Annotated in this window: 22 protein-coding genes and 1 pseudogene; 13 read left to right on the top strand and 10 right to left on the bottom strand. The window is 72.8% G+C overall.

Annotation, left to right across the window (positions count from 1 at the left end):
• Positions 1–52: 52 nt before the first annotated feature.
• Both meaB and D9753_RS11015 read right to left on the bottom strand, forming a co-directional pair.
• On the bottom strand, positions 53–1,009 hold the full coding sequence (gene meaB / locus D9753_RS11010; protein ID WP_121786848.1) for a methylmalonyl Co-A mutase-associated GTPase MeaB: 957 nt from the start codon (positions 1,007–1,009) through the stop codon (positions 53–55).
• 50 nt (positions 1,010–1,059) lie between these two features.
• The gene (locus tag D9753_RS11015; RefSeq protein WP_205614119.1) at positions 1,060–2,259 is read right to left on the bottom strand and encodes an acetyl-CoA C-acetyltransferase; all 1,200 of its coding nucleotides are present in this window, start codon (positions 2,257–2,259) and stop codon (positions 1,060–1,062) included.
• A 150-nt stretch (positions 2,260–2,409) separates the two neighbouring features.
• Here D9753_RS11015 and mce point away from each other — a divergent pair, with 150 nt between their 5' ends.
• The 6 genes and pseudogenes from mce (at position 2,410) to D9753_RS11045 (ending at position 11,125) form a co-directional block, all read left to right on the top strand.
• A complete protein-coding gene (mce, locus tag D9753_RS11020) occupies positions 2,410–2,850 on the top strand; it encodes a methylmalonyl-CoA epimerase (RefSeq protein WP_121786850.1) in 441 nt (146 codons plus the stop codon).
• A 207-nt stretch (positions 2,851–3,057) separates the two neighbouring features.
• Positions 3,058–6,973: pseudogene (scy, locus tag D9753_RS11025) on the top strand (polarized growth protein Scy).
• A 183-nt stretch (positions 6,974–7,156) separates the two neighbouring features.
• Positions 7,157–8,092, top strand: coding sequence for a coiled-coil domain-containing protein (locus tag D9753_RS11030; protein WP_121786851.1), 936 nt, complete (start codon positions 7,157–7,159; stop codon positions 8,090–8,092).
• Between the two features lie 276 nt (positions 8,093–8,368).
• On the top strand, positions 8,369–8,629 hold the full coding sequence (locus D9753_RS11035; RefSeq protein ID WP_121786852.1) for a DUF3253 domain-containing protein: 261 nt from the start codon (positions 8,369–8,371) through the stop codon (positions 8,627–8,629).
• 205 nt (positions 8,630–8,834) lie between these two features.
• Positions 8,835–10,244, top strand: coding sequence for an ABC transporter ATP-binding protein (locus tag D9753_RS11040; RefSeq protein ID WP_121786853.1), 1,410 nt, complete (start codon positions 8,835–8,837; stop codon positions 10,242–10,244).
• On the top strand, positions 10,241–11,125 hold the full coding sequence (locus D9753_RS11045; RefSeq protein WP_121786854.1) for an ABC transporter permease: 885 nt from the start codon (positions 10,241–10,243) through the stop codon (positions 11,123–11,125). Before D9753_RS11040 ends, D9753_RS11045 begins: the two co-directional genes overlap by 4 nt.
• A gap of 36 nt (positions 11,126–11,161) precedes the next feature.
• Here D9753_RS11045 and D9753_RS11050 read toward each other — a convergent pair whose 3' ends face one another.
• Positions 11,162–11,494 (bottom strand): ATP/GTP-binding protein, encoded by a 333-nt coding sequence (locus D9753_RS11050; RefSeq protein WP_121786855.1) that lies wholly within the window; start codon positions 11,492–11,494, stop codon positions 11,162–11,164.
• A 221-nt stretch (positions 11,495–11,715) separates the two neighbouring features.
• Here D9753_RS11050 and D9753_RS11055 point away from each other — a divergent pair, with 221 nt between their 5' ends.
• Entirely contained in the window at positions 11,716–12,744 is a 1,029-nt protein-coding gene (locus tag D9753_RS11055) for an LLM class flavin-dependent oxidoreductase (protein ID WP_121786856.1), read from the top strand.
• 115 nt (positions 12,745–12,859) lie between these two features.
• Here D9753_RS11055 and D9753_RS11060 read toward each other — a convergent pair whose 3' ends face one another.
• Complete coding sequence (locus tag D9753_RS11060; protein ID WP_121786857.1) at positions 12,860–13,252, bottom strand: SCO5389 family protein; 393 nt, start codon at positions 13,250–13,252, stop codon at positions 12,860–12,862.
• A 276-nt stretch (positions 13,253–13,528) separates the two neighbouring features.
• Between D9753_RS11060 and nucS the strand changes: the two genes are divergently transcribed.
• Positions 13,529–14,200 (top strand): endonuclease NucS, encoded by a 672-nt coding sequence (nucS, locus tag D9753_RS11065; protein ID WP_121786858.1) that lies wholly within the window; start codon positions 13,529–13,531, stop codon positions 14,198–14,200.
• 162 nt (positions 14,201–14,362) lie between these two features.
• Here nucS and D9753_RS11070 read toward each other — a convergent pair whose 3' ends face one another.
• The 4 genes from D9753_RS11070 to D9753_RS11085 all read right to left on the bottom strand — a co-directional run bounded on the left by D9753_RS11070 (position 14,363) and on the right by D9753_RS11085 (position 19,345).
• Complete coding sequence (locus D9753_RS11070) at positions 14,363–16,981, bottom strand: ATP-binding protein (protein WP_121786859.1); 2,619 nt, start codon at positions 16,979–16,981, stop codon at positions 14,363–14,365.
• 267 nt (positions 16,982–17,248) lie between these two features.
• Complete coding sequence (locus tag D9753_RS11075; protein ID WP_121786860.1) at positions 17,249–17,572, bottom strand: STAS domain-containing protein; 324 nt, start codon at positions 17,570–17,572, stop codon at positions 17,249–17,251.
• A gap of 157 nt (positions 17,573–17,729) precedes the next feature.
• Positions 17,730–18,578 (bottom strand): 3-hydroxyacyl-CoA dehydrogenase family protein, encoded by an 849-nt coding sequence (locus tag D9753_RS11080; protein ID WP_121786861.1) that lies wholly within the window; start codon positions 18,576–18,578, stop codon positions 17,730–17,732.
• A 125-nt stretch (positions 18,579–18,703) separates the two neighbouring features.
• Positions 18,704–19,345, bottom strand: coding sequence for a TetR/AcrR family transcriptional regulator (locus tag D9753_RS11085; RefSeq protein WP_121791012.1), 642 nt, complete (start codon positions 19,343–19,345; stop codon positions 18,704–18,706).
• Positions 19,346–19,434: 89 nt separating this feature from the next.
• Here D9753_RS11085 and D9753_RS11090 point away from each other — a divergent pair, with 89 nt between their 5' ends.
• The 3 genes from D9753_RS11090 to D9753_RS11100 are packed head-to-tail and all read left to right on the top strand — an operon-like array spanning position 19,435 to position 21,579.
• A complete protein-coding gene (locus D9753_RS11090) occupies positions 19,435–20,223 on the top strand; it encodes an ABC transporter ATP-binding protein (protein ID WP_121786862.1) in 789 nt (262 codons plus the stop codon).
• 20 nt (positions 20,224–20,243) lie between these two features.
• A complete protein-coding gene (locus D9753_RS11095) occupies positions 20,244–20,993 on the top strand; it encodes an ABC transporter permease (RefSeq protein WP_121786863.1) in 750 nt (249 codons plus the stop codon).
• Positions 20,994–21,006: 13 nt separating this feature from the next.
• Positions 21,007–21,579 carry a cob(I)yrinic acid a,c-diamide adenosyltransferase gene (locus tag D9753_RS11100; RefSeq protein ID WP_121786864.1) on the top strand — a complete coding sequence of 191 codons (573 nt, stop codon included), beginning with the start codon at positions 21,007–21,009 and terminating at the stop codon, positions 21,577–21,579.
• 36 nt (positions 21,580–21,615) lie between these two features.
• Here the strand turns inward: D9753_RS11100 and D9753_RS11105 are convergent, their stop codons facing one another.
• Together D9753_RS11105 and D9753_RS11110 are read right to left on the bottom strand one after the other, a co-directional pair.
• Positions 21,616–22,119, bottom strand: a complete 504-nt coding sequence (locus D9753_RS11105) for a DinB family protein (protein WP_121786865.1) — start codon at positions 22,117–22,119, stop codon at positions 21,616–21,618.
• A complete protein-coding gene (locus tag D9753_RS11110; RefSeq protein ID WP_121786866.1) occupies positions 22,116–22,712 on the bottom strand; it encodes a hypothetical protein in 597 nt (198 codons plus the stop codon). The genes D9753_RS11105 and D9753_RS11110 overlap by 4 nt, the downstream gene beginning before the upstream one ends.
• Before the next feature lie 153 nt (positions 22,713–22,865).
• Between D9753_RS11110 and D9753_RS11115 the strand changes: the two genes are divergently transcribed.
• Both D9753_RS11115 and D9753_RS11120 read left to right on the top strand, forming a co-directional pair.
• Positions 22,866–24,038: a sensor histidine kinase gene (locus D9753_RS11115; RefSeq protein WP_121786867.1), complete on the top strand. Its 1,173-nt coding sequence runs from the start codon at positions 22,866–22,868 to the stop codon at positions 24,036–24,038.
• Positions 24,035–24,691 carry a response regulator gene (locus D9753_RS11120; protein WP_121786868.1) on the top strand — a complete coding sequence of 219 codons (657 nt, stop codon included), beginning with the start codon at positions 24,035–24,037 and terminating at the stop codon, positions 24,689–24,691. Before D9753_RS11115 ends, D9753_RS11120 begins: the two co-directional genes overlap by 4 nt.
• Positions 24,692–24,737: the final 46 nt, after the last annotated feature.

Below are 24,737 nucleotides of genomic sequence, written 5' to 3' on the forward strand. Positions count from 1 at the left end.
GAGGAACGACATGGGGAGCAAGTTAGCAGTACGGCGGCGGGGACGGCAGGGGTCAGCCCTGCGTCAGTCCCGCGACCAGTTCGTCCGCCGCGCGGTACGGGTCCAGTTCGCCGGTGACGATCCGCTCGGCGAGGGTGCTGAGGCGGCGGTCGCCGTGCAGGTCGCCGATGCGTTCCCGCAGGGCGGTGACGGCGATGGTCTCCACCTCGTGGGCCGCGCGGGCCCGGCGGCGCTCGCCGAGGACGTCGTGCTCCTCCATCCACGCCCGGTGCTTCTCCAGGGCCTGCACGACCTCGTCGATGCCCTCGGCGCGGGCCGCGACGGTCTTGACGATCGGCGGGCGCCAGTCGCCGGGGCCACGGGACTCGCCCAGGCCCAGCATGTGATTCAGCTCGCGGGCGGTGGCGTCGGCGCCGTCCCGGTCGGCCTTGTTGACGACGTACACGTCACCGATCTCCAGGATTCCGGCCTTCGCCGCCTGGATGCCGTCGCCCATGCCGGGGGCCAGGAGGACGACGGAGGTGTCCGCCTGGGAGGCGATCTCGACCTCCGACTGGCCGACGCCGACCGTCTCGACCAGGATCACGTCGCAGCCCGCCGCGTCCAGCACCCGGATCGCCTGGGGCGCCGCCCAGGCCAGGCCGCCGAGATGGCCGCGGGTCGCCATCGAACGGATGTAGACGCCGGGGTCGGAGGCGTGCTCCGACATGCGGACCCGGTCGCCGAGCAGCGCGCCGCCGGAGAACGGCGAGGACGGGTCGACGGCCAGGACGCCGACCCGCTTGCCCTGCTTGCGGTACGCGGTGACGAGCGCGGAGGTGGAGGTCGACTTGCCGACGCCCGGTGAGCCTGTCAGGCCCACCACATAGGCATTGCCGGTCAGCGGCGCCAGGGCCGCCATGACCTCCCTGAGCTGCGGGGACGCCCCCTCCACCAGTGAGATCAGCCGGGCCACGGCCCGCGGCCGGCCCTCTCTCGCCTGGGCGACCAGCGTGGAGACGTCCTGCATCACAGCTCCGTTCACTTCACCGACGTACCGCAACACGGTCCTGTGGACCTTCAGGCCTTCGGGACCCGCACGATCAGCGCGTCGCCCTGGCCGCCGCCGCCGCACAGCGCCGCCGCGCCGACGCCGCCGCCGCGGCGCTTCAGCTCCAGCGCCAAGTGGAGCACGAGACGGGCGCCCGACATGCCGATCGGGTGACCGAGCGCGATGGCGCCGCCGTTGACGTTCACCTTTTCCGTGGAAACGCCGAGGTCCTTCATTGACTGCACGGCGACCGCGGCGAAGGCCTCGTTGATCTCGATGAGGTCGAGGTCGGAGACGTCCAGGCCCTCCTTCTTCAGAGCGTGCCGGATGGCGTTGGACGGCTGGGACTGCAGGGAGTTGTCCGGACCGGCCACGTTGCCGTGGGCGCCGATCTCGGCGAGCCAGGTGAGGCCCAGCTCCTGGGCCTTGGCCTTGCTCATCACGACCACGGCCGCCGCACCGTCCGAGATCTGCGATGCGGAGCCGGCGGTGATGGTGCCGTCCTTGGCGAAGGCCGGGCGCAGCTTGCCCAGGGACTCGGCGGTGGTGTCGCCGCGGATGCCCTCGTCCTTGCTGAACAGCACCGGGTCGCCCTTGCGCTGCGGGATCTCCACCGGTGTGATCTCGGCCTCGTACAGGCCGTTCTTCTGCGCGGCGGCGGCCCGCTGGTGGGACAGGGCCGCGATCTCGTCCTGCTCGGCGCGGCCGATGCCGAGCCGGGTGTTGTGCTTCTCGGTGGACTCGCCCATGGCGATTCCCTCGAAGGAGTCGGTCAGGCCGTCGTGGGCCATCGCGTCGAGCATCTCCACCGCGCCGTACTTGAAGCCCTCACGGGACTTCGGCAGCAGGTGCGGGGCGCTGGTCATGGACTCCTGGCCGCCGGCGACGACGATGTCGAACTCGCCGGCACGGATGAGCTGGTCGGCCAGCGCGATCGCGTCGAGGCCGGACAGGCACACCTTGTTGATGGTGAGCGCCGGGACGTTCATCGGGATACCGGCCTTGACCGCCGCCTGACGGGCCGGGATCTGGCCCGCGCCGGCCTGCAGCACCTGGCCCATGATCACGTACTGCACCTGGTCGCCGCCGATCCCCGCACGGTCGAGGGCGGCCTTGATCGCGAAGCCGCCCAGGTCGGCTCCGGAGAAGGACTTCAGCGAGCCCAGCAGCCGCCCCATGGGCGTACGTGCGCCCGCGACGATCACCGAGCTGGTCGTTCCAGAAGACATGAGGTGCGATCCCCTTCCAGCTGACGAGCAGCCGAGGAGTGAACGAGGGTTTACTTCGAATGTACTGAGCGGGCGAGCACGGCGTCACCGGCCTGTCGGTGTGATCGCGCGCACGTTGCGTAACCACCCCGGGAGCGCTGCACTGAATCCATGCTGACGCGAATCGACCACATCGGGATCGCCTGCCACGACCTCGACACGACTGTCGAGTTCTACCGGGCCACGTACGGCTTCGAGGTGTTCCACACCGAGGTCAACGAGGAGCAGGGCGTGCGCGAGGCCATGCTCAGGATCAACGGGACGTCGGACGGCGGCGCCTCCTACCTCCAGCTACTGGAACCGACCCGCGAGGACTCCGCGGTCGGCAAGTGGCTCGCCAAGAACGGGGAGGGCGTCCACCACATCGCCTTCGGTACGGCGGATGTCGACGGGGACGCCGCCGACATCCGCGGCAAGGGCGTACGCGTGCTGTACGAGGAGCCACGACGCGGCTCCATGGGGTCGCGGATCACCTTCCTGCACCCCAAGGACTGCCATGGTGTCCTGACAGAACTGGTCACTTCGGCCCCTGTTGAGTCGCCCGAGCACTGACCCCCGTACATAAGGGCCGGTAGGGTTGGGGGCGGTCGTCCCCGCACCCGGGGGCGACCGCATGCCGGGGTCCGGGTTTCGGGGGACGAGCGTCGGGGCGGCAGCCCGTGCTCCGCCGCTGATCTGACACCATTCCCCGGGGGCCCCGTCCGGCCGATGGACGGAGCTCGTTGCAGAAGCTGACCAGGGGACGGATGGGACCGCGCAGTGCGGGGCTACGAGAGCCAGGAGCGAGAGCCGGCGGCTGACGTCGACCACCTCTCTCGGTTCGAGGCCGAGATGAAGCGGCTGAGGACCGAGCGGGAAAAGGCGATCCAGCACGCCGAGGACCTCGGCTACCAGGTCGAGGTGCTGCGCGCCAAGCTGCACGAGGCGCGCCGCACCCTCATGACCCGGCCCGCCTACGACACGGGCGACCTCGGCTACCAGGCCGAGCAGTTGCTCCGCAACGCCCAGATGCAGGCCGAGCAGCTACGCCAGGACGCCGAGCGGGAGCTGAGCCAGGCCCGCGCGCAGACCCAGCGCATCCTCCAGGAGCACGCCGAGCAGGCCGCCCGGCTCCAGGCCGAGCTGCACCAGGAGGCGGTGACCCGGCGCCAGCAGCTCGACCAGGAGCTGGCCGAACGCAGGGCCACCGTCGAGTCGCACGTCAACGAGAACGTGGCCTGGGCCGAGCAGTTGCGCGCCCGGACCGAGGCGCAGGCGCGCCGGCTGCTCGACGAGTCCCGCGCCGAGGCCGAGCAGGCCATGGCGACCGCCCGCGCGGAGGCCGAACGGCTGACCCGCGAGGCCCGGGAGCGGCTCCAGAACGACGCCGAGAGCGCCCGCGCGGAGGCCGAGCAGATCCTGCGCCGCGCCCGCGCGGACGCCGAGCGGCTGCTGAACGCCGCCTCCAACCAGGCCCAGGAGGCCACCGAGCACGCCGAGCAGCTTCGCACCGCCACGGTCACCGAGTCGGACAGCGCCCGCCGGCAGGCCGCCGAGCTGAGCCGGGTCGCCGAGGAGCGGATGACGGCGGCCGAGGAGGCCCTGCGCAAGGCGCAGACCGAGGCCGACAAGGTGGTCACGGAGGCCAAGGAGGCCGCCGCCAAGGCCCTCGCGAGCGCCGAGGCCGCCAACGAGACACGGACGCGCACCGCCAAGGAGCAGGTCGCCCGGCTGGTCGAAGAGGCCACCAAGGAGGCCGAGGACACCAGGTCCGAGGCCGAGCAGTTGGTCGCCGACGCGCGGGCCGAGGCGGAGAAGCTCGTCGCCGAGGCCGCCGAGAAGGCCCGCTCGATCACCGCCGAGGAGACCGCCACCCAACTGTCCAAGGCGGCCAGGACCGCCGAGGACGTCCTGAACAAGGCCTCGGAGGACGCCCGGAAGACCACCAGGGCCGCCGCCGAGGAGGCCGAGCGGATCCGCAGCGAGGCCGAGGCCGAGGCGGACCGGCTGCGCGCCGAGGCGCACGACATCGCCGAGCAGCTCAAGGGCGCGGCGAAGGACGACACCAAGGAGTACCGCGCCAAGACGGTCGAACTCCAGGAGGAGGCCCGCCGGCTGCGCGGTGAGGCCGAGCAACTGCGCGCCGACGCGGTCACCGAGGGCGAGTCGATCCGCGCCGAGGCCCGCCGCGAGGCCGTCACGCAGATCGAGGAGGCGGCCAGGACCGCCGAGGAGCTGCTGGCCAAGGCCAAGGCGGACGCCGACGAGCTGCGGCAGGCCGCGACCGCCGACAGCGAGAAGGTCCGCACCGAGGCCATCGAGCGCGCCACGGCACTGCGCCGGCAGGCCGAGGAGACCCTGGAACGCGCCCGCACGGAGGCCGAGCGGCTGCGCGCCGAGGCCGCCGAGCAGGCCGAGACGGTCGGCGCGGACGCCGAGAAGGCCGCCCGCGAGCTGCGCGAGGAGACCGAGAAGGCCCTGGAGGCCCGCCGTACCGAGGCCGCCGAGGAGCTGGGCCGGCTCCAGACGGACGCGCAGGAGCGGCTCGCGTCGGCCGAGAAGGCGCTGGACGACGCCCGCGAGGAGGCCGCCCGGATCCGCCGGGAGGCCGCCGAGGAGGGCGAGCGGCTGCGCGCGGAGGCCGCCGAGCGGATCCGTACGCTCCAGCAGCAGGCCGAGGCGGAGGCGGACCGGCTGCGCGACGAGGCCGCGTCCGACGCGTCCGCCTCCCCGCGCCGAGGGCGAGGCCATCGCCGTACGGCTGCGCTCCGAGGCCGCCGCCGAGGCCGAGCGGCTGAAGGCGGAGGCGCAGGACACCGCCGACCGGGTGCGGACGGAGGCGCAGGCCGCCGCCGAGCGGCTCGGCACCGAGGCGTCCGAGACGCTGGCCGCCGCCCAGGAGGAGGCCGCCCGGCGCCGCCGCGAGGCCGAGGAACTCCTCGGCGCGGCCCGCGAGGAGGCCGGCCAGGAGCGGCAGCGGGCCCGCGAGCAGAGCGAGGAGCTGCTGGCGTCCGCGCGCACCCGGGTCGAGGAGGCCCAGGCCGAGGCGACCCGGCTGGTCGAGGAGGCCGACCGGCGCGCCACCGAGATGGTCACCGCCGCCGAACAGCACGCCCAGCAGGTACGGGACTCCGTCGCCGGGCTGCACGAGCAGGCGCAGGAAGAGATCGCCGGGCTGCGCTCGGCCGCCGAGCACGTGGCGGACCGTACGAAGCGGGAGGCCGAGGAGGAGGCGGACCGGGTCCGCGCCGACGCCTACGCCGAGCGGGAGCGGGCCGGCGAGGACGCCTCCCGGGTGCGGCGCGAGGCGCACGAGGAGACGGAGGCCGCGAAGGCGCTGGCCGAGCGGACGGTCGCGGAGGCGATCGCGGAGGCCGAGCGGCTGCGCTCGGACGCGGGCGAGTACGCCCAGCGGGTGCGCACCGAGGCGTCGGACGCGCTGGCCGAGGCCGACCAGGCGGCGGCCCGCACCCGGGCGGACGCCCGTGAGGACGCCAACCGCATCCGTTCGGACGCGGCGACCCAGGCGGACACGCTCATCACCGAGGTCCGCGGCGAGGCCGAGCGGCTCCAGACCGAGACGGCCGCCGAGGCCGACCGGGTGCGCACCGAGGCACTGACCGAGGCGGAGCGGGTGCGCGTCGAGGCCCTCACCGAGGCCGACCGGGTCCGGTCGGAGGCCGTCGCCGGCGCCGAGCAGCTCATCGGGGACGCCACCGGCGACGCCGAGCGGCTGCGCGCCGAGGCCGCCGAGACCGTCGGTTCCGCGCAGGCGCACGCCGAGCGGCTGCGGGCGGAGGCCGAGCAGCTCAGGACGGACGCGGAGACCGAGGCCGAACGGCTCGTCAACTCCGCGCGCGAGAAGGCCGAACGGACTCTGGACGAGGCCCGCAAGGAGGCCAACAAGCGGCGTTCGGAGGCGGCGGAGCAGGTCGACACGCTCATCACGGAGACCACGGCCGAGGCCGACAAGCTGCTCACCGAGGCGCAGCAGCAGGCGCTGAAGACCACCGCGGACGCCGAGTCGCAGGCGGACACGATGGTCGGCGCGGCCCGCAGCGAGGCCGAGCGGATCGTCTCCGCGGCGACCATCGAGGGCAACTCGCTGGTGGAGAAGGCCCGTACGGACGCGGACGAGCTGCTGGTCGGCGCCCGCCGGGACGCCACCGCGACGCGGGAGCGCGCGGAGGAGCTGCGCGACCGTGTCACCACCGAGATCGAGGAGCTGCACGAGCGGGCCCGGCGCGAGGCCGCCGAGACGATGAAGTCGACCGGTGACCGCTGCGACGCGCTCATCAAGGCCGCCGAGGAGCAACTGGCCAAGGCCGAGGCGAAGGCCAAGCAACTGGTGTCGGACGCCGATTCCGAGGCGGGCAAGGTGCGCATCGCCGCGGTCAGGAAGGCGGAGGGGCTGCTCAAGGAGGCCGAGCAGAAGAAGGCCAGCCTCATCAAGGAGGCCGAGGAGCTGAGGGCGGAAGCGATCCGCGAGGCCCGGCGCACGGTCGAGGAGGGCAAGCGCGAGCTGGAGATCCTGGTGCGCCGGCGCGAGGACATCAATACCGAGATCTCCCGCGTCCAGGACGTCCTGGAGGCGCTGGAGTCCTTCGAGGCCCCGGCGGCCGGCAAGGACGGCGGGGTCAAGGCGGGCGCCACCGTGGGTGCCCCCCGATCGGGTGGCAAATCCTCGGACAGCTAGCGGGAAGGGTGGATTCCGGTGTCTTCTGGTGGCTTTGCCCGGGTCCTGGGCAAGCCGTGCGCCGGTCAGCCACCCGAAAGTGGTGCCATTCTCCAGATCAAAACCGTATCCGCTCGATGACACACCGCTTCGGCCCCTAGGATTCCCCTTATCACCTCACCGGTCTCATTCGACAGGAACCCCATGAGCGACACTTCCCCCTACGGCTTCGAGCTTGTGCGGCGTGGGTACGACCGCGCTCAGGTGGACGAACGTATCTCCAAGCTCGTCTCCGACCGTGACAGCGCTCTCTCCCGCATCACCGCCCTGGAGAAGCGCATCGAGGAGCTCCACCTCGAAACGCAGAACGCCCAGGCCCAGGTCAGCGACGCCGAGCCGTCGTACGCGGGTCTCGGCGCGCGGGTCGAGAAGATCCTGCGCCTGGCCGAGGAAGAGGCCAAGGAGCTGCGTGAGGAGGCCCGGCGCGCGGCCGAGCAGCACCGCGACCTCGCCGAGTCGGCGGCCCAGCAGGTCCGCAACGACGCCGAGTCCTACGCCTCCGAGCGCAAGACCAAGGCCGAGGACGAGGGCGTCCGGATCGTCGAGAAGGCCAAGTCCGACGCGTCGCAGCTACGTTCCGACGCGCAGAAGGACGCGCAGTCCAAGCGGGAGGAGGCGGACGCCCTCTTCGAGGAGACCCGCGCCAAGGCCGCGCAGGCCGCCGCCGACTTCGAGACGAACCTGGCCAAGCGCCGCGAGCAGTCCGAGCGCGACCTGGCCTCCCGTCAGCAGAAGGCCGAGAAGCGCCTCGCCGAGATCGAGCACCGGGCCGAGCAGCTCCGCCTGGAGGCGGAGAAGCTGCGCACCGACGCCGAGCGCCGCGCCCGCCAGACGGTGGAGACGGCCCAGCGCCAGGCCGAGGACATCGTGGCCGACGCCAACGCCAAGGCCGACCGCATCCGTTCGGAGTCCGAGCGCGAGCTGGCGGCGCTCACCAACCGCCGCGACAGCATCAACGCCCAACTGACGAACGTCCGCGAGATGCTCGCCACGCTGACCGGCGCCGCGGTGGCCGCGGCCGGCACGTCCACCGACGACGAGCCGATCTCCCGGGGTGTGCCGGCGCAGCAGTCCCGTTGAGTCCGGGTGGCCGTACGGCACAGTGAGGCCGTGAGGGGCGGTGGGGTTCCGACCCCACCGCCCCTTTCGTGTACCGGGGGGCCGGAGGGGCGGATGTGTGGACGGCCGCGCGTACGGCCGTTCCGCGCGCCCTCCCGCGCGTAGTCTGGAGCACGAGGGCCGGGTCTCGCCGGGCGGGATCCGCAGGACCTGCCTTAACCGGTCAGGGCGGGTCAGGAGCGGGCGGAATCGATCGGGGGCCGAGTGCGGGCGGCGTGGGTCGGAAGGGGTGGCGGTATGGCGGTCGGTGAACGCGACCTCGAGGACGCCATCCTCGGCCTGCTCGACCGGAGGGCCGCGGGGGCGTCCGTGTGCCCCTCGGACGTGGCCCGCGCGGTCCACCCGGACGCGGACGAGGGGTGGCGGGAGCTGATGGACCCCGTGCGCCGGGCCGCGGCCCGGCTCGCGGCCCGGGGGCAGGTGGAGATCACCCGGCACGGCACCCCCGTCGACCCCGCCCGCGCCCGCGGCCCGGTCCGCATTCGCCGTCCCGCCTGACGGCCGCCGTCCCGGCGCGGCCCGCGGTGCCGCGTGCGCACCCGCGCCGCCCTCGGGCGCCGGAACTCCGGGTGGAGGCGCGGGCACCCCGCGTGACGTCCGGGCTTTACCCGGTCTTGAGTGGAACCGTCAGCGCCCCGATATCCTCCTAACCCTTACGGGGGCGTGTGCCCCGCTGTCCTGAACCTTTCGATGGGTGCGGAGCATGATCGAGGCTGTCGGCCTGACCAAGCGCTACGGCGACAAAACCGCCGTGTACAACCTTTCCTTCCAGGTGCGGCCCGGCGCCGTCACCGGCTTCCTCGGTCCGAACGGTTCGGGCAAGTCCACGACGATGCGGATGATCCTCGGTCTGGACAACCCCACGTCCGGGTCGGTGACGATCGGCGGACACCCCTACCGCAGGCTGCCCAACGCCCCCCGGCAGGTGGGCGCGCTGCTCGACGCCAAGGCCGTGCACGGTGGCCGGAGCGCCCGCAACCACCTGCTGAGCCTCGCCCAACTGTCGGGCATCCCGGCCCGCCGGGTGGATGAGGTGCTCGGGGTCGTCGGCCTCCAGGACGTGGCCAAGAAGCGCTCCAAGGGCTTCTCGCTCGGCATGGGCCAGCGCCTCGGCATCGCGGCCGCCCTGCTCGGCGACCCGCAGGTGCTGCTCTTCGACGAGCCGGTCAACGGCCTCGACCCCGAGGGCATCCTCTGGGTGCGCAACCTGATGAGGGCGCTCGCCGCCGAGGGCCGTACGGTCTTCGTCTCCTCCCACCTGATGAGCGAGATGGCGCTGACCGCGGACCACCTCATCGTCATCGGGCGCGGACAGCTCCTCGCCGACATGAGCGTGCGGGACTTCATCTCGGCCAACTCCGCCGACTTCGCGCGCGTACGGACCCCCGACACGGACCCCGAGCTGCGCGAGAAGCTGACCTCCGCGCTGACCGAGGCGGGCGGGCACGTGATGCCCGAGCAGGACGGCGCGCTGCGGGTCACCGGGCTGCCACTGCCGCGCATCAGCGACCTGGCGCACGAGACGGACGTACGGCTGTGGGAGCTGTCTCCGCACCAGGCCTCGCTGGAGGAGGCGTACATGCGGATGACGCAGGGCTCCGTGGACTACCGCTCGACGATCGACCAGAAGGCGGGCCTCCAGCAGCCGCTGCCGCCCGGCGCACAGCCGCCCATGCCGGTCCCCGGCCAGGGCCAGCCCGGCTGGTACGCCCCGCCGCCGCCCCAGCAGGGCGGTCAGCCGTTCGCCCCGGCGGCGTACGGCGGCGCGCCGGCGGGCGCGTACGGCGCCCCGGGCGCGGGCACCGCGAACCCGTACGCCCAGCAGCCCGCCCAGCCCCAGCAGCCGGCGCAGGCCCACCAGCCCGCCCAGGTCCCGCAGCCGGCGCAGGCGCAGCCGTCCGCACCGGTCCCGGCCCCGGCGGCCCCCGCCCCCGCGGCCCCGCAGACCCCGGTCGGCTCGCCGGCGCCGCAGCAGGCGTCCGCCGATGCCGCCCCGGCCGCCCCGCAGGCCCCGGCCGCGGGCAAGCAGACCGCCGCCGCGGACGCGGCCCCCGCCGCCGCTGCCGCGTCGGCCGCCACCGCCACCCCGACCCAGCCCGAGGACGCCCGATGAGCACCCCCCAGCCCCCGATGCCACAGGCCCCGGCAGCCGTGCCCCACCGGCAGGCGGCGCCCGGTGGGCCGTACCCCGGCTACACGTCGCCCATCCCGGTCGTGCGCACGCACCTCGGGCACGCGCTGGCCTCCGAGTGGACGAAGATCAGGTCGGTGCGGTCGACGATGTGGACGCTCGGCGTCTTCGTGCTGCTCGTCCTCGGTGTCGGTCTGCTGGCCGGCGCCCTGGTCGACGCCCACTCCGACTCGTCGAGCATGTCCGGCGAGAACCCGCTGTCCTTCGGCTTCTTCGGCCTGCTCCTCGGCAGCATCTGCATCATGACGCTCGGCGTGCTGACCACGGCCTCCGAGTACGGCACCGGCATGATCCGTACGACGATGACCGCGTGCCCCAGCCGGGCTCGCGTGCTCGCCGCCAAGTCGATCGTGTTCTTCGCCGTCGCGTTCGTCGTCACCCTGGCCTCGTCCGGCTTCGTGGCCATGGTCCAGGTGTCCATGCTGGAGGACACCGGCGCCCGGTCCCCCTCCGGCGGCGAATGGTTCAAGGCCACCGTCGGCATCAGCCTCTACATCGCCCTGCTGGGACTGCTCTCGCTGCTCGTCGGCTCGGTCATCCGGCACTCCGCCGGTGCCGTCACCCTCATGATCGGCGTGCTGCTCGCGCCGCTGGTGCTCGCGCTGTTCATGGCGACGGAGTCGCTCAACAAGGTGCGCGAGTGGCTCTTCGAGTACTCGATACCGAACCAGCTGAGCGTTTTCTACGCCAACTCCCTGTCCGAGTCCGGCCCCTCGGGCTGGGACCCGCTGTGGATCATGCTGGGCCTGGCGGCGGCGATGTACGCGGGCGCGTACGCGCTGCTGCGCAGCCGGGATGTGTGAGACCCCGGGTACCCGACCCCGGGCCGACGACCCGGCCTAGAACCTCGGCGCGTTACGGGACCGCTGCACCCGCGTGGTGCGGCGGTCCTTCGCGTTCCAGCACGCCTTGTGCCAGTGCCGGCGGTCGTCGACGCCCGAGTACTCCGGCCAGGCCACCACGTGCGGCACCGCGGAGGGGATCAGCTGGTCACAGCCCGGGCAGCGGTACGTCTTGCTCTGCGCGCTCGCCCCGGCGACGTGCCGAACGCTCCACTCCTCGCCCTGCCAGCTCTCGGTGGACTGCCAGCCGCCGTACCGGCCGGCGCGGTCGTCCTCGGCGCTCCGGCCCGGTGATCCGGCTGCGTTCGGTCGGTTACGACGCGGGGACACGGGACACCTCTCGGGGCTCTACGGAAGCACTAGCCGCCTCCAGCCTACGCGCCGCCGCGCCGGGTACGCGGGGGGAACCAACCCGCACAAGTCCCCCTCCAGGGCCGCCCATTCTAAAGACAATCGGCCAATCTCTCCGCGAGGCCGTGTCCTGCGCTCGTGTCAGACGGTTATGCGGGGCGGGGGAGCTCCGGGTCGGAGCCAAGGAAGCAGGAAATGCGATGCACGTAGGAAGTTTTGTGCTGGCGGCCCAGTTCCCGGGCCAGGGCCCCGGGGAGGCCCTGCACCGGGCGGTCCGCTCCGCGGAGGTCGCCGAGCAGTCCGGGCTGGACGCGGTCTGGCTGGCCGAGCACCACTTCGTGCCCTACGGCACATGCCCGTCCGCCGTCACCCTGGCCGCGCTGCTGCTCGGCCGCACCCGCCGCGTCCAGGTCGGCACAGCGGTCAGCGTACTGCCCACCGCCCACCCCGTCGCCCTCGGCGAACAGGCGGCACTGCTGCATCTGACGAGCGGCGGACGGTTCACGCTGGGCGTCGGACGCGGCGGCCCCTGGGTGGACCTGGAGGTGTTCGGCACGGGCCTGGAGGCGTACGAACACGGGTTCCCGGAGTCGCTCGATCTGCTGCTGCGCTGGCTGGCCGAGCCGTCGGTCGGCGCCTCGGGCGAGCGGTTCTCCTTCCGCGAGGTGCCGGTCGTCCCCCGCCCCTCGGAGGCCCTGACGGACGCCCCAGGCCCCGAGGTCGTCCTCGCCTGCACCTCGCCGGCGAGCGTACGGCTGGCCGCCGAGCGCGGACTGCCGATGCTCCTCGGCATGCACGTCGGCGACGAGGAGAAGGCCGAGATGGTCGCCCTGTGGCGGCGCTGCGCCCACGCGGCCGGACGGCCGGGCGAGGAGATCGCGGGCGCCGCCCATGTGTCGGCCGGCGTCTGCCAGCTCGCCGACCGGCGCACGGACGCGGTGGAGACCCTGACGAAGGCGCTGCCGGGCTGGCTCAGGCAGGGCCTCCAGGCGCATGTGACGGTGGACGGACGGGCGCGCACGATGCGCGACCCGCACGCCTACACCGAGCTGCTCTGCGGACTGCACCCCGTCGGCACCCCCCGGCTCGCCGCCGACCGGCTCGCGGCCACCTCGGAACGCACCGGCATCTCCCGCTTCGCTCTTCTCATGGAGGGCTCCGGCGATCTCGCGGCCACGGAGGAGAACCTACGGCGCCTCGGCGCCGAGGTACTGCCCCAGGTGCGCTGAGCCGTTTCGCGCGCAAGCCACCTGGGGGGCTTGCCGCCCCGGTACGGAAATGGTGCTCCCGCGGGTGGAGCGGCAAGCGGACGGCTCACTGCCGCGGCCGTACCGAAGCCGTGCGTCAGCAGTCCCGGAACTCCGGCGACTGGTTCAACAACTGGCTGCGCACCGACGTGAAGCGGGCCAACGTCTCGTCCACCGAGGCGTCCAGCGGGAACACCGCCACCCGGTGGCAGTTCTGGAAGGCCAGCCGCACACCGAAGTGCCGCTGCAGCGCGCCGCGTATGGCGTCACTCGCGAGCGCACGCAGCAACTGACCGCGTGCCCGCTCGTCCGGCGGGGGCGTCTGGTTGTCGGCGAAGGAGCCGCCGTCCACCTTCAGCTGTGCCACCAGGGAGCTGATCATCTCCCACGCATAGGGCAGGGAGGTCCGGACGCAGTCGACGAATGCTGCTTCGTCGACCTCGCCTCGCTCGGCCTGTTCGAGTAGGGCCGGTGAGACGTCGAGCGACATGGGTTCTCCTCTCGCACCCCCGAAGAGCAGGGGTTGCCGGACAGGTAAGGGAGTCCGCGATCTGGAACACGCTCAGTACATGCGTCGCGACCTCCCGTTCCCTACGGTAGGCAACGGTCGGTGACCACACCAGCAGAATGCGTATATGGAACGGTCCCGTTGCGCCCACAATCGGCCAGGGATGAACAAGAGTTTCCAGGGACAAACGGGACGATCCACAGGGAGCGGGGCGGGTGGATCGCGAGCACCCGCGGGTGTCGAGTAGCGTTGCCGACCATGCGTCTCGTCATTGCCCGATGCTCGGTCGACTACGCCGGCCGGCTCACCGCCCATCTGCCCTCGGCGCCCCGACTGATCCTGGTCAAGGCGGACGGCAGCGTCTCCATCCACGCCGACGACCGGGCCTACAAGCCGCTCAACTGGATGTCGCCGCCCTGTGCCCTGAAGGAGGGCAAGGGCGAGGACGAAGGTGTGTGGACCGTCGTCAACAAGGCGGGCGAGAAACTGATCATCACGATGGAGGAGATCCTCCACGACTCCTCGCACGAACTCGGCGTGGACCCGGGGCTGATCAAGGACGGCGTGGAAGCGCACCTCCAGGAACTGCTCGCCGACCGCATCGAGACGCTGGGCGAGGGTTACTCGCTCATCCGCCGTGAGTACATGACCGCGATCGGCCCGGTGGACATCCTCTGCCGGGACGCCGACGGGCAGACCGTCGCCGTCGAGATCAAGCGGCGGGGCGAGATCGACGGCGTGGAGCAACTGACCCGGTACCTGGAGCTGTTGAACCGCGACCCGCACCTCGCCCCGGTCCGCGGCGTCTTCGCCGCCCAGGAGATCAAGCCCCAGGCCCGCGTCCTCGCCACCGACCGCGGCATCAACTGCCAGATCCTGGACTACAACGCCCTACGCGGCATCGAAGACGACAAACTCCGCCTCTTCTGACCCCACCGGCACCCCGGGCCCGCTGCCCCCTTCAGCGCCGCCGCCCCTCGTGCCGTCGCGACGGGGAGAAGTGCCCCCCAGCGGCAGCGGCGCGTGCGCCGTCAGCTCAGGGTGTCCGGCGTCGGATGCCGACGTGCCGGCCGTCAGGGGGCGGTGTCGGCGTCAGATCGTGGTGGCGTTCGTTCTCGGTGCGGTCCGGGACGCCGACGCGCTGCTCGACGTTCCTCCGGCGGAGGCGCCCGTCGTCGTTCCGCCGCCGTCGCCGCCCGTGGTGCCACCGCCGGTGGACCCGTCCGTGGAGCCACCGGTGGTCGTGCCGCCGGTGGTGCCCGCCGTGCCGGTGTCGCCGCCGCCGTTGGTGCCGGCGGAGCCGGCCGTGCCGGTCGTGCCGGTGGAGCCGCCTGTGGGGGTGCCGCCCGTGGACGTGCCGCCCGTGGGGTCACCGGTCGTGCTGCCCGTCGTACCGCCGGACGGGCCACCGGTCGTACTCCCGGTCGTCCCCCCTGTCGTTCCGCCGGAGGACGGGGCGCTCGATCCTCCCGACCCGGGCGACCTGGACGGCGTGCCGGAGGGCGTGCCGGAGCCGGAGGGGTCGACGCTCTCCGACGGCCGGGGGGTGTCCGCCGGCGGCGCGGGGTCGTCCGCCGTGCCGTACGTGCCGTCGGGGCCCGGTGACGTGCGCCGGCCGGCGGCCGAGCCGGTGCCCCCGGTGCCGCCGTTCCCGTCGGTGTCCACCGGGTCCGCGACGACCCCGCCGTCGTCGGCGCCCTGGCTCGCGGACGGATTGGCGCCGCCCCGGCCGGCCGGGGCGCGCCCGGGGCCGTCGGGGGACGTCATGCCGAGCGTGACGACCGTGCCGAGCACGGCGGCGAGGAGTGCGCCGGAGCCGGCCGCGACCATGTTGCGGCGCGCCATGCGTTTGAAGCCGCCACGCCGTGGCGCCGGCTGCGGCGCGGGCCGTTGGGTGGCCTGGGTGGTCCGGACGGCACCGACGGGACCGTACGGCGGCCAGGCCGACTCCCCGCGCTCCGTCTCCCCGCGTTCCGTCTCCGCGGGCTCCGGCACCGGCGGCCCGGGCACGTCGCCCGTGCGGTCGGCGAGCAGCGCCAGCGCCCGGCGACCGGCGACCGCGCCCCGCTTGTCGGCGAGGGCGCCGCGCAGCCCGCCGGACGCCTCCAGTTCGGCGCGGGCCCGGTCGAACTGTCCGGCGCAGAGCGCGAGGATGCCCAGTTCGTGGTGGAAATAGACCTTTTCGGACACTTCGTCGGCCATCCGGGAGGCTTCGGCGCCGGACCGCAGGGCCCGTTCCCAGGCGCTCCAGTGGAGTCCGGCGGCGAAGGCGGGCGCGGCGGTGCGGGCGAGCCGTACGGCGGTGCTCTCCTCCTCCTCGGCGGGCGGGGACGTCTGGGGGACGACGGCGGCGAGCGCGGCCAGCACCGCGTCGGCCTCCGCGCACACCCGCTCCGGGGTGACCGAGGGGTGCCCGGCCCACCAGGCGTAGTGCTGGGCGGCGGTGACGGCCCGGTCGGCCGCGTCGTCGGCGTACCCGGCGGCTTCAAGCTGGGTCTGCACGCCGGCCGCGAGACGGTAGCGGGAGCCGGCCGGGGAGACCAGGCCGCAGCCGGCCAGTTCGGCGAGGGCGGCGTCCGCGTGGGTGTCGCCGACCAGGGCGGGCAGGTGCGCCTGGTGCGGTACCTCGCCGCCGAGGGCGACGGCGAAGCGGAGGGCGGCGCGGGCGGAGGTGCCGAGCCGGGAGGCGAGCAGCGGGGCGGGGGCGGCGGCCTCACCGAGGGAGGGCAGGGGTATGTGCTCCCGCTCCGTGCCGGCCGCCGGGTCGGCGGTGGACCGTACGTCCTGGAAGACGCCGTACTCGTCGACCGCTTCGGTGCTGGCCCGCAGTTGATCGCGCTGCCGGAGGAGGGCGCCGGCCTGTATGAAGCGCAGGGGCAGCCCCTCGGACTCGAACCAGAGGTCCCCGGCCCAGTTGGCCTCCTCCTCGGTGAGGACCCGGCCGACGGTGCGTTCCAGGATCTCCACGCCGCCGGCGCGGTCGAGGCCGGTGAGGAAGATTTCCTCGACGTCCGACTCTGCGGAGGGCGCGGGCACGTCCGGGGTGGCGCCGAACAGGAACGCGCATTCGGGGGTGGCGTCGAGCAGTTCGTCGAGGGCGGCGCCGCCGAACTCGAGGTCGTCCAGGACGACGACCGCACCGATCTCGCCGGCCCAGGCGTGCAGTTCGTCCTGGTCGGGGCGGTGACGCGGGGCGTCGTAGACGGCGTGGAACAGGTCGTGGAGGAGGTCACCGGCCGTGCGGTGGTGGCCGTTGAGGCGCACGACGCCGTCGGGGGCGAGGTCCAGGCAGTCCTCGGCCACCAGGTCGAGCAGGGCGGTGCGGCCGGAACCGGCCGGGCCGGTGAGGCGGACGGAGCGGCCGCGAGCCAGGAGGCGCACCAAACGTTCGCGTTCGTCCTGGCGTTCCAGCAGGGAGAGGGCCGGCTCGGCAGGGCCGGGCGGGGCCGGCGGCCGGGCCGCGCGTTCGATGCCGGCGCGCTCGTCGGCGGTGCGCTTGCGGGGCCTGCCGGGCCGGTCGGCCGGCGGGCAGGGTTCTATCTCGCTGCCGTCGACGGGATTGACGGTCAGTTGGAGGTCGCCCGAGAGGAGTTGGAACATCCGGGCGGGTGCCGGTGCGCCCGGGGCGAAGTCGGCGATGAGGGATTCCCGGGGCGGGCGGCGGCTGTGCGCCGGTCCGTGCTCCTCGGGTCCGGGGTTCGTCGGGTCCATGGGTTCAAGCTCCCCAAAAGCGTCGTGCACGTGTCCGGCCCTCCCGGCCTTGTCGCACACCGCGCTGTCGCTTCTGGTCCGGGCCCGCTCGGCCGAGTGTCGCGAGGCAGCGGGCGACCGAACCCTAAACCGTCACCCGGTGTCTCCGACAGGGCGGGGTGCCGTTGCGGTCCGAGACGTCACGGTCTCGTGAGGATCGTCCTCGACGGGTGCCGCGACGGCTGTGTCCGGGTCTCCCCCGTCGGCCGGTTCAATCCCGTACGCGTCTCACACGCGGGGAAGCGACTCCACTCCGATGCCGCCCTCGATGGCGAGGATGCGGTGCAGCCGGGTGGCCACCAGCAGGCGCTGCATCTGCGGGGGTACGTCCCGCAGCACCAGGCGGCGCCCGCAGCGGCCGGCCCGCCGGTGGGCGCCCATGATCACCCCGAGTCCGGTGGCGTCCCAGGAGTCCAGTTCGGACAGGTCGAGCACCAGGTCGCCGACTCCGTCGTCGACGGCCGAGTGCAGGGCCGTACGGGCGTCCGCCGCGCTGCGGACGTCGAGGCGGCCCCCGACGACCAGCTCGACGTGGTCGCCCCTGATGAACATATGCGCTCCCCGTTGGCTGCGGTTGGCGTACTTCGTGACGATGCTGTGCAACGTCTGACTGCGTGGGTGGCGGTGTGGTTGCTGCTTGTAAGCGAACCGATACCGAATTCACCCCCGGGAGTGATACTCCCGGGGTGGCTGTGCGTGGGCGGGTGACTCAGTACGTGTAGAAGCCCTGCCCGCTCTTGCGGCCGATGTCACCGGCGTCCACCATCCGGCGCATCAGCTCCGGCGGGGCGAACTTCTCGTCCTGGGACTCGGTGTAGATGTTGCTCGTGGCGTGCAGCAGGATGTCCACGCCGGTGAGGTCGGCGGTGGCGAGCGGGCCCATGGCGTGGCCGAAGCCCAGCTTGCAGGCGAGGTCGATGTCCTCGGCGGTGGCGACGCCGGACTCGTAGAGCTTGGTCGCCTCGACGACGAGGGCGGAGATCAGCCGGGTGGTGACGAACCCGGCGACGTCGCGGTTGACGACGATGCAGGTCTTGCCGACGGACTCGGCGAACTCCCGCGCCGTGGCGAGGGTCTGGTCGCTGGTCTTGTAGCCGCGGACGAGTTCGACGAGCTGCATCATCGGCACCGGCGAGAAGAAGTGGACGCCGACGACCCGCTCGGGGTGCTCGGTGGCCGCCGCGATCTTGGTGATCGGGATGGCGGAGGTGTTGGAGGCGAGCACGGCGTCCTCGCGCACGATCTTGTCGAGCGCGCGGAAGATCTCGTGCTTGACCTCCAGCTTCTCGAAGACGGCCTCGACGACGATGTCGGCGTCGGCGGCGGCGTCCAGGTCGGTGGTCGCGGTGATGCGGGCCAGGGCGGCCTCGGCGTCCTGCGCCGCCAGCTTGCCCTTGCCGACGAACTTGTCGTACGAGGCCTTGATGCCGTCGGTGCCACGCCTCAGTGCCTCGTCGGTGACGTCCCGCAGGACGACCTCCCAGCCCGCCTGGGCGGCGACCTGAGCGATGCCCGATCCCATGAGACCGGCCCCGATGACGGCGAGCTTCCGTGCCACTCCGACTCCCTAGAACGCGCTGTAGGTCTGCCTCTCCTCGGCGGACCATAGCGCTCCGACGCCGCTGTGTGACCGGTAAGTAACGCGCGTCACGTCTCATTTGACGGACATCACACCGGCAGGGGTCAGGACGGCCCACGGACGGCGTAGTTGAGGACCTTCTCGTCCAACAGGTCCTCGATGTCGTCCAGGAGGACGAGTATCTCTCGTGACACTTCGGCCGGTTTGTGACCGGCGAGCATGCGGCGGCCGATGGCGAGGAAGACCGTCTGGTGGACCCAGCAGAGCTGACCGGCGATCAGGCCGGGCAGCGGGTCGTCCCCGTCGGCGCCGGTCTCCTCGCGCAGGGCCGCCTCCAGACTGTCGTGCATCTCCTGCTGGATGCTCCACAGCCGGGAGCGCAGGGGCGGGGCCTCGTGGATGACGCGCATGAAGCGGTCGTAGCCCTCCATCAGGCCGACCCGGGGCGAGACGGCCTCGACCTCCTCGCGCAGTTCGCGCAGCACGGCCCGGGCGGCGGACTCGCCCGCGTCCCGGCCGCGCACCCAGCGGGCGAGCCGGTCGGTCACGCCGGCGGAGCGGTCGAAGAAGAGGTCTTCCTTCGCGGGGAAGTAGTTGTAGACGGTGTTGACGGAGACATCGGCCGCCTCGGCCACGTCTGCCATGGTCACCGCCATGAAGCCGCGCTCCACGAACAGTCCGGTGGCGATGTCCGAGATGCGCTGCCTGGTCTCGCGCTTCTTCCGCTCCCTGAGTCCCTCTGCCATGGCGTCATCGTAGGACGCCGCCACCGCACTGGAGTCCCTGTAATTTTGGTGGCATTGCAAATTTTGGGGGACTCTGTTTTTCTGGGGTCATGGCAGCAGTCATCAGTACGGCGGGCCTCGCTCGCACCTTCCAAGCGAAAGCCGGACCCGTGGACGCCGTCCGCGGCATCGACCTCACCGTCCACGCGGGCGAGATCCTCGGGTTCCTCGGTCCCAACGGCGCGGGGAAGACCACCACCCTGCGCATGCTCACCACCCTCCTGACCCCCACCGGCGGTGCGGCCACGGTCGCCGGGCACGATCTGGCGACCGATCCGGCCGGGGTGCGCCGGGCCATCGGTTACGTCGCCCAGGCCGGCGGGGTCGACCCGCAGATCACCGTGCGGGAGGAACTGGTCACCCAGGGCCGGATGTACCGCCTGCCGAAGGCGGAGGCGGTGGCGCGCGCCGGAGAACTGGCCGCGGAGCTGGACCTCGCGGACCTCCTCGACCGGCGGACCGGCACACTCTCGGGCGGTCAACGGCGCCGCCTGGACATCGCGCTGGCGCTCACCCACCGCCCCCGGGTGCTGTTCCTGGACGAGCCGACGACCGGCCTGGACCCCGGCAGCCGCGCCGACCTGTGGGACCTGGTCCGCCGGCTGCGCGACCGGCACGGCACGACCGTCTTCCTGACCACCCACTACCTGGACGAGGCCGACGCCCTCGCCGACCGCCTGGTGATCGTCGACCGGGGCACGGTGGCCGCCGAGGGCACTCCCACCGCGCTGAGGCTGCGTCACGGCGGTTCGGCGGACGCCACGCTCCAGGACACCTTCCTCGCCGTCACCGGCCGCGGCCCCGCGCCGGCGGCCGGCACCTCTCCCGTAGCCGTATGAGACAGACAGGGATCCGCCCGATGCTCCTCCACGACACGGCCCTCGTCTACGGCCGCTATCTGCGCCAGTCGCTGCGCTCCCGTTTCGCCCTGCTCTTCGGCGTGCTCACGCCCCTGCTCTACCTGCTCTTCTTCGGTCCGCTGCTGACCGGCCTGCCGCTCGGCGGTGAGGGCAGCTCCTGGCAGGTGCTGGTGCCCGGCCTGCTGCTCCAACTCGGCATGTTCGGGGCACTGTTCGCCGGGTTCACGGTCATCGTGGAGAAGGGGCAGGGGGTGCTGGAGCGGATGCGGGTGACCCCGGTCAGCCGGCTCGCCCTGCTGCTCGGCCGGGTGCTGCGCGACGCCACGGTCTTCGTTTTCCAGGCGGTGCTGCTGGTGCTGGCCGCGCTGGTGATGGGCCTGCGCGCGCCGCTGGCCGGCGTGCTGATCGGCTTCGCGTTCGTCGCGCTGCTGACGGTCTCGCTGGCCTCGCTGTCGTACGCGCTCGGCATGAAGGTCCGCACCCCGCAGGAGTTCGGACCGCTGATCAACGCGGTGTCGATGCCGTCGATGCTGCTGTCCGGGCTGATGCTCCCGATGTCCCTGGCGCCGGGCTGGCTGGACGTGCTCTCGCACCTCGTGCCGTTCCGCTATCTGGTGGACGCGGTCCGCGACGCCTACGTCGGCCGGTACGCGACCACGCACATGCTCCACGGCGTCCTGGTCGCCGTCGGGTTCTCGGTACTGGCCGTGACGGTGGGCACACGGCTGTTCCGGACGGCCGGGGCCTAACTACGCTGGCCGCATGGTCAATCTGACACGCATCTACACCAGGACCGGCGACCAGGGCACCACCAGCCTCGGCGACATGAGCCGGGTGCCCAAGACGGACCTCCGCATCTCCGCGTACGCGGACACCAACGAGGCCAACGCGGTCATCGGCACCGCGATCGCCCTGGGCGGGCTGCACGAGGAGATCGTCACGGTCCTCACCCGCGTCCAGAACGACCTGTTCGACGTGGGTGCGGACCTGTCGACGCCGGTGGTGGAGAACCCGCGGTTCCCGCCGCTCAGGGTGGAGCAGTTCTACGTCGACAAGCTGGAGGCGGACTGCGACCGCTTCAACGAACGGCTGGAGAAGCTGCGTTCCTTCATCCTGCCCGGGGGCACCGCGGGTGCCGCCCTGCTCCACCAGGCGTGCACGGTCGTACGGCGGGCCGAGCGCTCCACATGGGCGGCCCTGGAGGTGCACGGCGAGACGATGAACCCGCTCACCGCGACCTACCTGAACCGCCTCTCGGACCTGCTGTTCATTCTGGCCCGCAGTGCCAACCGCGAGGTCGGCGACGTGCTGTGGGTGCCGGGCGGGGAGCGTTAGCCCTCTTTCCCGCGGCCCGGCCGGACGCCGGTACGGTCAGGAGCCGGTCCGGCCGTCCGCCAGCTCGCGCAGGATGTCGAGGTGGCCGTTGTGCCGGGCCGTCTCCTCGATGAGATGCAGCACGATCCAGCGCAGGTCGAACACGCTGCCGTCGTCCCGCTTGCGCCGGGCCTTGGTGGCCAGGTCGTGCGCGGCGATCAGCTCGTTGTGCCTCGCGGACTCCTCGGCGTACTCGCCGAGCAGCCGGGAGAGCGGGATGTCGACGGCGACGCGCATCTCGCGGTCGGGGTCCTCGTCGGTCCAGGGGCCCTCGTCCTCCTGACCGAGGAAGATGACCCGGAACCAGTAGTACTCGACCCAGCGCAGATGGTTGATCAGCCCGCTCATGGTCATCAGCGGCGAGCCGGGGAGCGGAGCCTTACGGGCGTCCTCGTCGGAGAGTTCCTCGCACTTGGCGCGCGCGGTGGCGCGGACGTAGTCGAGGAAGGTGGTCAGCTGTGTGCGCTCGTCCCAGGCGGGAGGCGTGTCGGTGCGTGTCATCGCGGGAATGATCCACCGGCGCCCGCCTCGGTGTCGACAGGATTTGCGGCGGCCCCGTCCCGGGGCTCCCGCTTCGGGAACAGCGTGTAGCTGACGGCGATGACCAGGTTGACGGCGATCAGCCACAGCATGCGCTCCTGCCACGCCCGCAGCACGCCGGTGTCGCCGTCGGGGCCGACGTACCGGACGGCGCATTCGAGGAGGGCGAGGGCGACGGCCGAGGACAGGATCCAGCGGCCCGCGGTCCTCCATTCGTGGACGGTGCGCGCCCGGCCGTACCTCGGGGCCCTGGCCGGGCGCCGGCCGCCGGCGAAGCGGTGGGCCGCCCAGGCGTCCGCCCACCTGAGGGTGGCCGGGCCGAGGCCGACCGTGAAGCCGACGTAGACGGCGGCGAGGCCGTGCCGCCAGTCGGGTCCGGCGCCGTTCCTGAGGTCCGTCGCGGTGGCGACGAGGAGCACGACCTCCAGGAGCGGCTCGCACAGCAGCAGCGCCAGGCCGGTGCGCGGCATCCGCACCACGTACCGGACGGCCAGTCCGGCCGCCAGCAGCACCCAGAACGCCACCTCGGCGGCGGCCACCAGTGCGACGATCATGACGTGCTCCCCTCGTCCACCCCTCCAGGGTCCCGTGCCCGCGGCACCGGTTCCGTCGTCGGCGCGGACGAGGCCGCCGTAAGCGAAAGTCGCAGTGCGGCACCCTCCCCGGGGAGCAGGCGCACCGCCGCCCGGCCGTGTTGGATGAGGACCATGGCCCGCGCACTCCCCCGACCGCACCGCGACGACCTGCGCATCGCCGTGGGCGGACTGGCCGGCGGAGTGCTGTTCTGGGCGCTGGGAACGCACCCGCGTCCCGATACGGACCCCGTCGTGCTGTGGCACCCGGCGTGGGCCCCGCTGGTGCCGCTGGCGGTGACCGTCGTCTGCGAGCTGCTGCGGCGCGTCCGGCCCCGGACCGGCCTGCTCGTCGGCACGGCCGCGCTGACCCTGGACACGGTGACCGAGGGCAGTCTCGTCACCGTGGTGCTGTACACGGACCTGGTGTACGCGGCCGTGCTGTACGGCACCGCGGCCTCGGCCCGCCGGATCCCCTGGATCACCGGGCTGTGCACGGTGCTCGGCGGGGTCGTGCCCGCCACCCTCTGGCGCGATCCGCAGGGCCTGCTGATCGGCGTCGCCATCGGTGTGGTGGCGTTCGCGCCCGCCACCACCGGCTGGGTGGTGCGCGACCACCGCGACGCCGCCGAGGCCGCCCGGCTGCGTGCCGAACAGACCGCGCTGCTCGCGGAGATGGACCGCGCGCAGGCGGTCACCGCTGAACGGGTCCGGGTGGCACGCGAGTTGCACGACATGGTCGCCAACCACCTGTCGGCCATCGCCATCCACTCCACGGCGGCGCTGTCGATCGGCGACCCGGAGACCGCGCGGGACGCCCTGGCCGTCGTCCGGGAGAACAGTGTGGCGGGCCTGGCCGAGATGCGCCGGCTGATCGGCATCCTGCGCGACGACTCCGGCGACCGGGCGCCCGCCGCGTCCCCCACCCTCGACGGTCTGGCCGCGCTGGTCTCCGCCGCCCGGGCCAACGGCCTGGACGTCCGGCTCGACGCCGGGCGCACCGAAGTGCCCACGCCGGTCGAACTGGCCGCCTACCGCATCGTGCAGGAGTCGCTGACGAACGCCCTGAAGCACGGCACCCAGGGGCGCGTCCACGTCGCTCTGCGGCAGCGGGACGGGATGCTGGACATCCGGGTGACCAGCCCCTGCCGGCCCGGCGACCCGCCTCGCGCCCCGGGCTCGGGCTCCGGGCTCACCGGGATGCGGGAGCGCGCCGCGCTGCTCGGCGGGCGTTGCGAGGCGGGCCCCGAGAGCGGGCGGTGGGCCGTACGCGCCACGCTTCCGCTCACCGGGGGAGATTCCGCGTGATCCGGGTCCTGGTCGCCGAGGACCAGTCCGCCGTCCGCGCCGGGCTCGTCCTGATCCTGCGCAGCGCGCCGGACATCGACGTGGTCGCGGAGGCGGAGGACGGTGAGCGGGCGGTCCGGCTGGCGGGGGAGCTGCGGCCGGACGTCGTCCTGATGGATGTGCAGCTGCCCCGGCTGGACGGGGTGTCGGCGACCCGGCGGATCGTCGCGGAAGGGTTCGCGGACGTGCTCGTGCTGACCACGTTCGACCTGGACGAGTACGTGTTCGGGGCGTTGCGGGCGGGCGCGGCCGGATTCCTGCTGAAGGACGCCGAGGCGCGGGACCTGCTGGAGGCGGTGCGGACGGTGGCGCGCGGGGAGGGGATCGTGGCGCCGGCCGTGACGCGCCGGCTGATCGCCGAGTTCGCGGCGGCTCCGGTGCGGGGGGCGCGGTCCGGCCCGGCGGTGCTGGAGGGGCTCACCCGGCGGGAACGGGAGGTGCTGGGCTGTATCGGTGAGGGCCTGTCGAACGCGCGGATCGGGGCACGGCTGGACATGGCGGAGGGCACGGTGAAGACGCACGTCAGCCGGTTGCTGGCGAAGCTGGGGCTGCGCAGCCGGGTGCAAGCGGCGGTTCTGGCCGTGGAGTTGGGGCTCCATCGGGACGACTCCTGAATGGTCCAGACCTATTGACGAGTGGTCCAGACCTTTCTACTCTCGC

The sequence above is a fragment of the Streptomyces dangxiongensis genome (assembly GCF_003675325.1).
GTDB classification, from domain to species: Bacteria; Actinomycetota; Actinomycetes; order Streptomycetales; family Streptomycetaceae; genus Streptomyces; species Streptomyces dangxiongensis.

Bases quoted from the DNA above. Each gene is read 5' to 3' on its own strand.
- D9753_RS11035 (WP_121786852.1), top strand. From the start codon at position 8,369: ATGGCGGTCGGTGAACGCGACCTCGAGGACGCCATCCTCGGCCTGCTC.
- D9753_RS11085 (WP_121791012.1), bottom strand. From the start codon at position 19,345: ATGGCAGAGGGACTCAGGGAGCGGAAGAAGCGCGAGACCAGGCAGCGC.
- D9753_RS11070 (WP_121786859.1), bottom strand. From the start codon at position 16,981: ATGGACCCGACGAACCCCGGACCCGAGGAGCACGGACCGGCGCACAGC.
- nucS (WP_121786858.1), top strand. From the start codon at position 13,529: ATGCGTCTCGTCATTGCCCGATGCTCGGTCGACTACGCCGGCCGGCTC.
- D9753_RS11015 (WP_205614119.1), bottom strand. From the start codon at position 2,259: ATGTCTTCTGGAACGACCAGCTCGGTGATCGTCGCGGGCGCACGTACG.
- D9753_RS11055 (WP_121786856.1), top strand. From the start codon at position 11,716: ATGCACGTAGGAAGTTTTGTGCTGGCGGCCCAGTTCCCGGGCCAGGGC.
- D9753_RS11095 (WP_121786863.1), top strand. From the start codon at position 20,244: ATGCTCCTCCACGACACGGCCCTCGTCTACGGCCGCTATCTGCGCCAG.
- D9753_RS11105 (WP_121786865.1), bottom strand. From the start codon at position 22,119: ATGACACGCACCGACACGCCTCCCGCCTGGGACGAGCGCACACAGCTG.
- D9753_RS11110 (WP_121786866.1), bottom strand. From the start codon at position 22,712: ATGATCGTCGCACTGGTGGCCGCCGCCGAGGTGGCGTTCTGGGTGCTG.
- D9753_RS11115 (WP_121786867.1), top strand. From the start codon at position 22,866: ATGGCCCGCGCACTCCCCCGACCGCACCGCGACGACCTGCGCATCGCC.
- D9753_RS11030 (WP_121786851.1), top strand. From the start codon at position 7,157: ATGAGCGACACTTCCCCCTACGGCTTCGAGCTTGTGCGGCGTGGGTAC.
- D9753_RS11100 (WP_121786864.1), top strand. From the start codon at position 21,007: ATGGTCAATCTGACACGCATCTACACCAGGACCGGCGACCAGGGCACC.
- mce (WP_121786850.1), top strand. From the start codon at position 2,410: ATGCTGACGCGAATCGACCACATCGGGATCGCCTGCCACGACCTCGAC.
- D9753_RS11075 (WP_121786860.1), bottom strand. From the start codon at position 17,572: ATGTTCATCAGGGGCGACCACGTCGAGCTGGTCGTCGGGGGCCGCCTC.
- D9753_RS11040 (WP_121786853.1), top strand. From the start codon at position 8,835: ATGATCGAGGCTGTCGGCCTGACCAAGCGCTACGGCGACAAAACCGCC.
- D9753_RS11090 (WP_121786862.1), top strand. From the start codon at position 19,435: ATGGCAGCAGTCATCAGTACGGCGGGCCTCGCTCGCACCTTCCAAGCG.
- D9753_RS11045 (WP_121786854.1), top strand. From the start codon at position 10,241: ATGAGCACCCCCCAGCCCCCGATGCCACAGGCCCCGGCAGCCGTGCCC.
- D9753_RS11060 (WP_121786857.1), bottom strand. From the start codon at position 13,252: ATGTCGCTCGACGTCTCACCGGCCCTACTCGAACAGGCCGAGCGAGGC.
- meaB (WP_121786848.1), bottom strand. From the start codon at position 1,009: ATGCAGGACGTCTCCACGCTGGTCGCCCAGGCGAGAGAGGGCCGGCCG.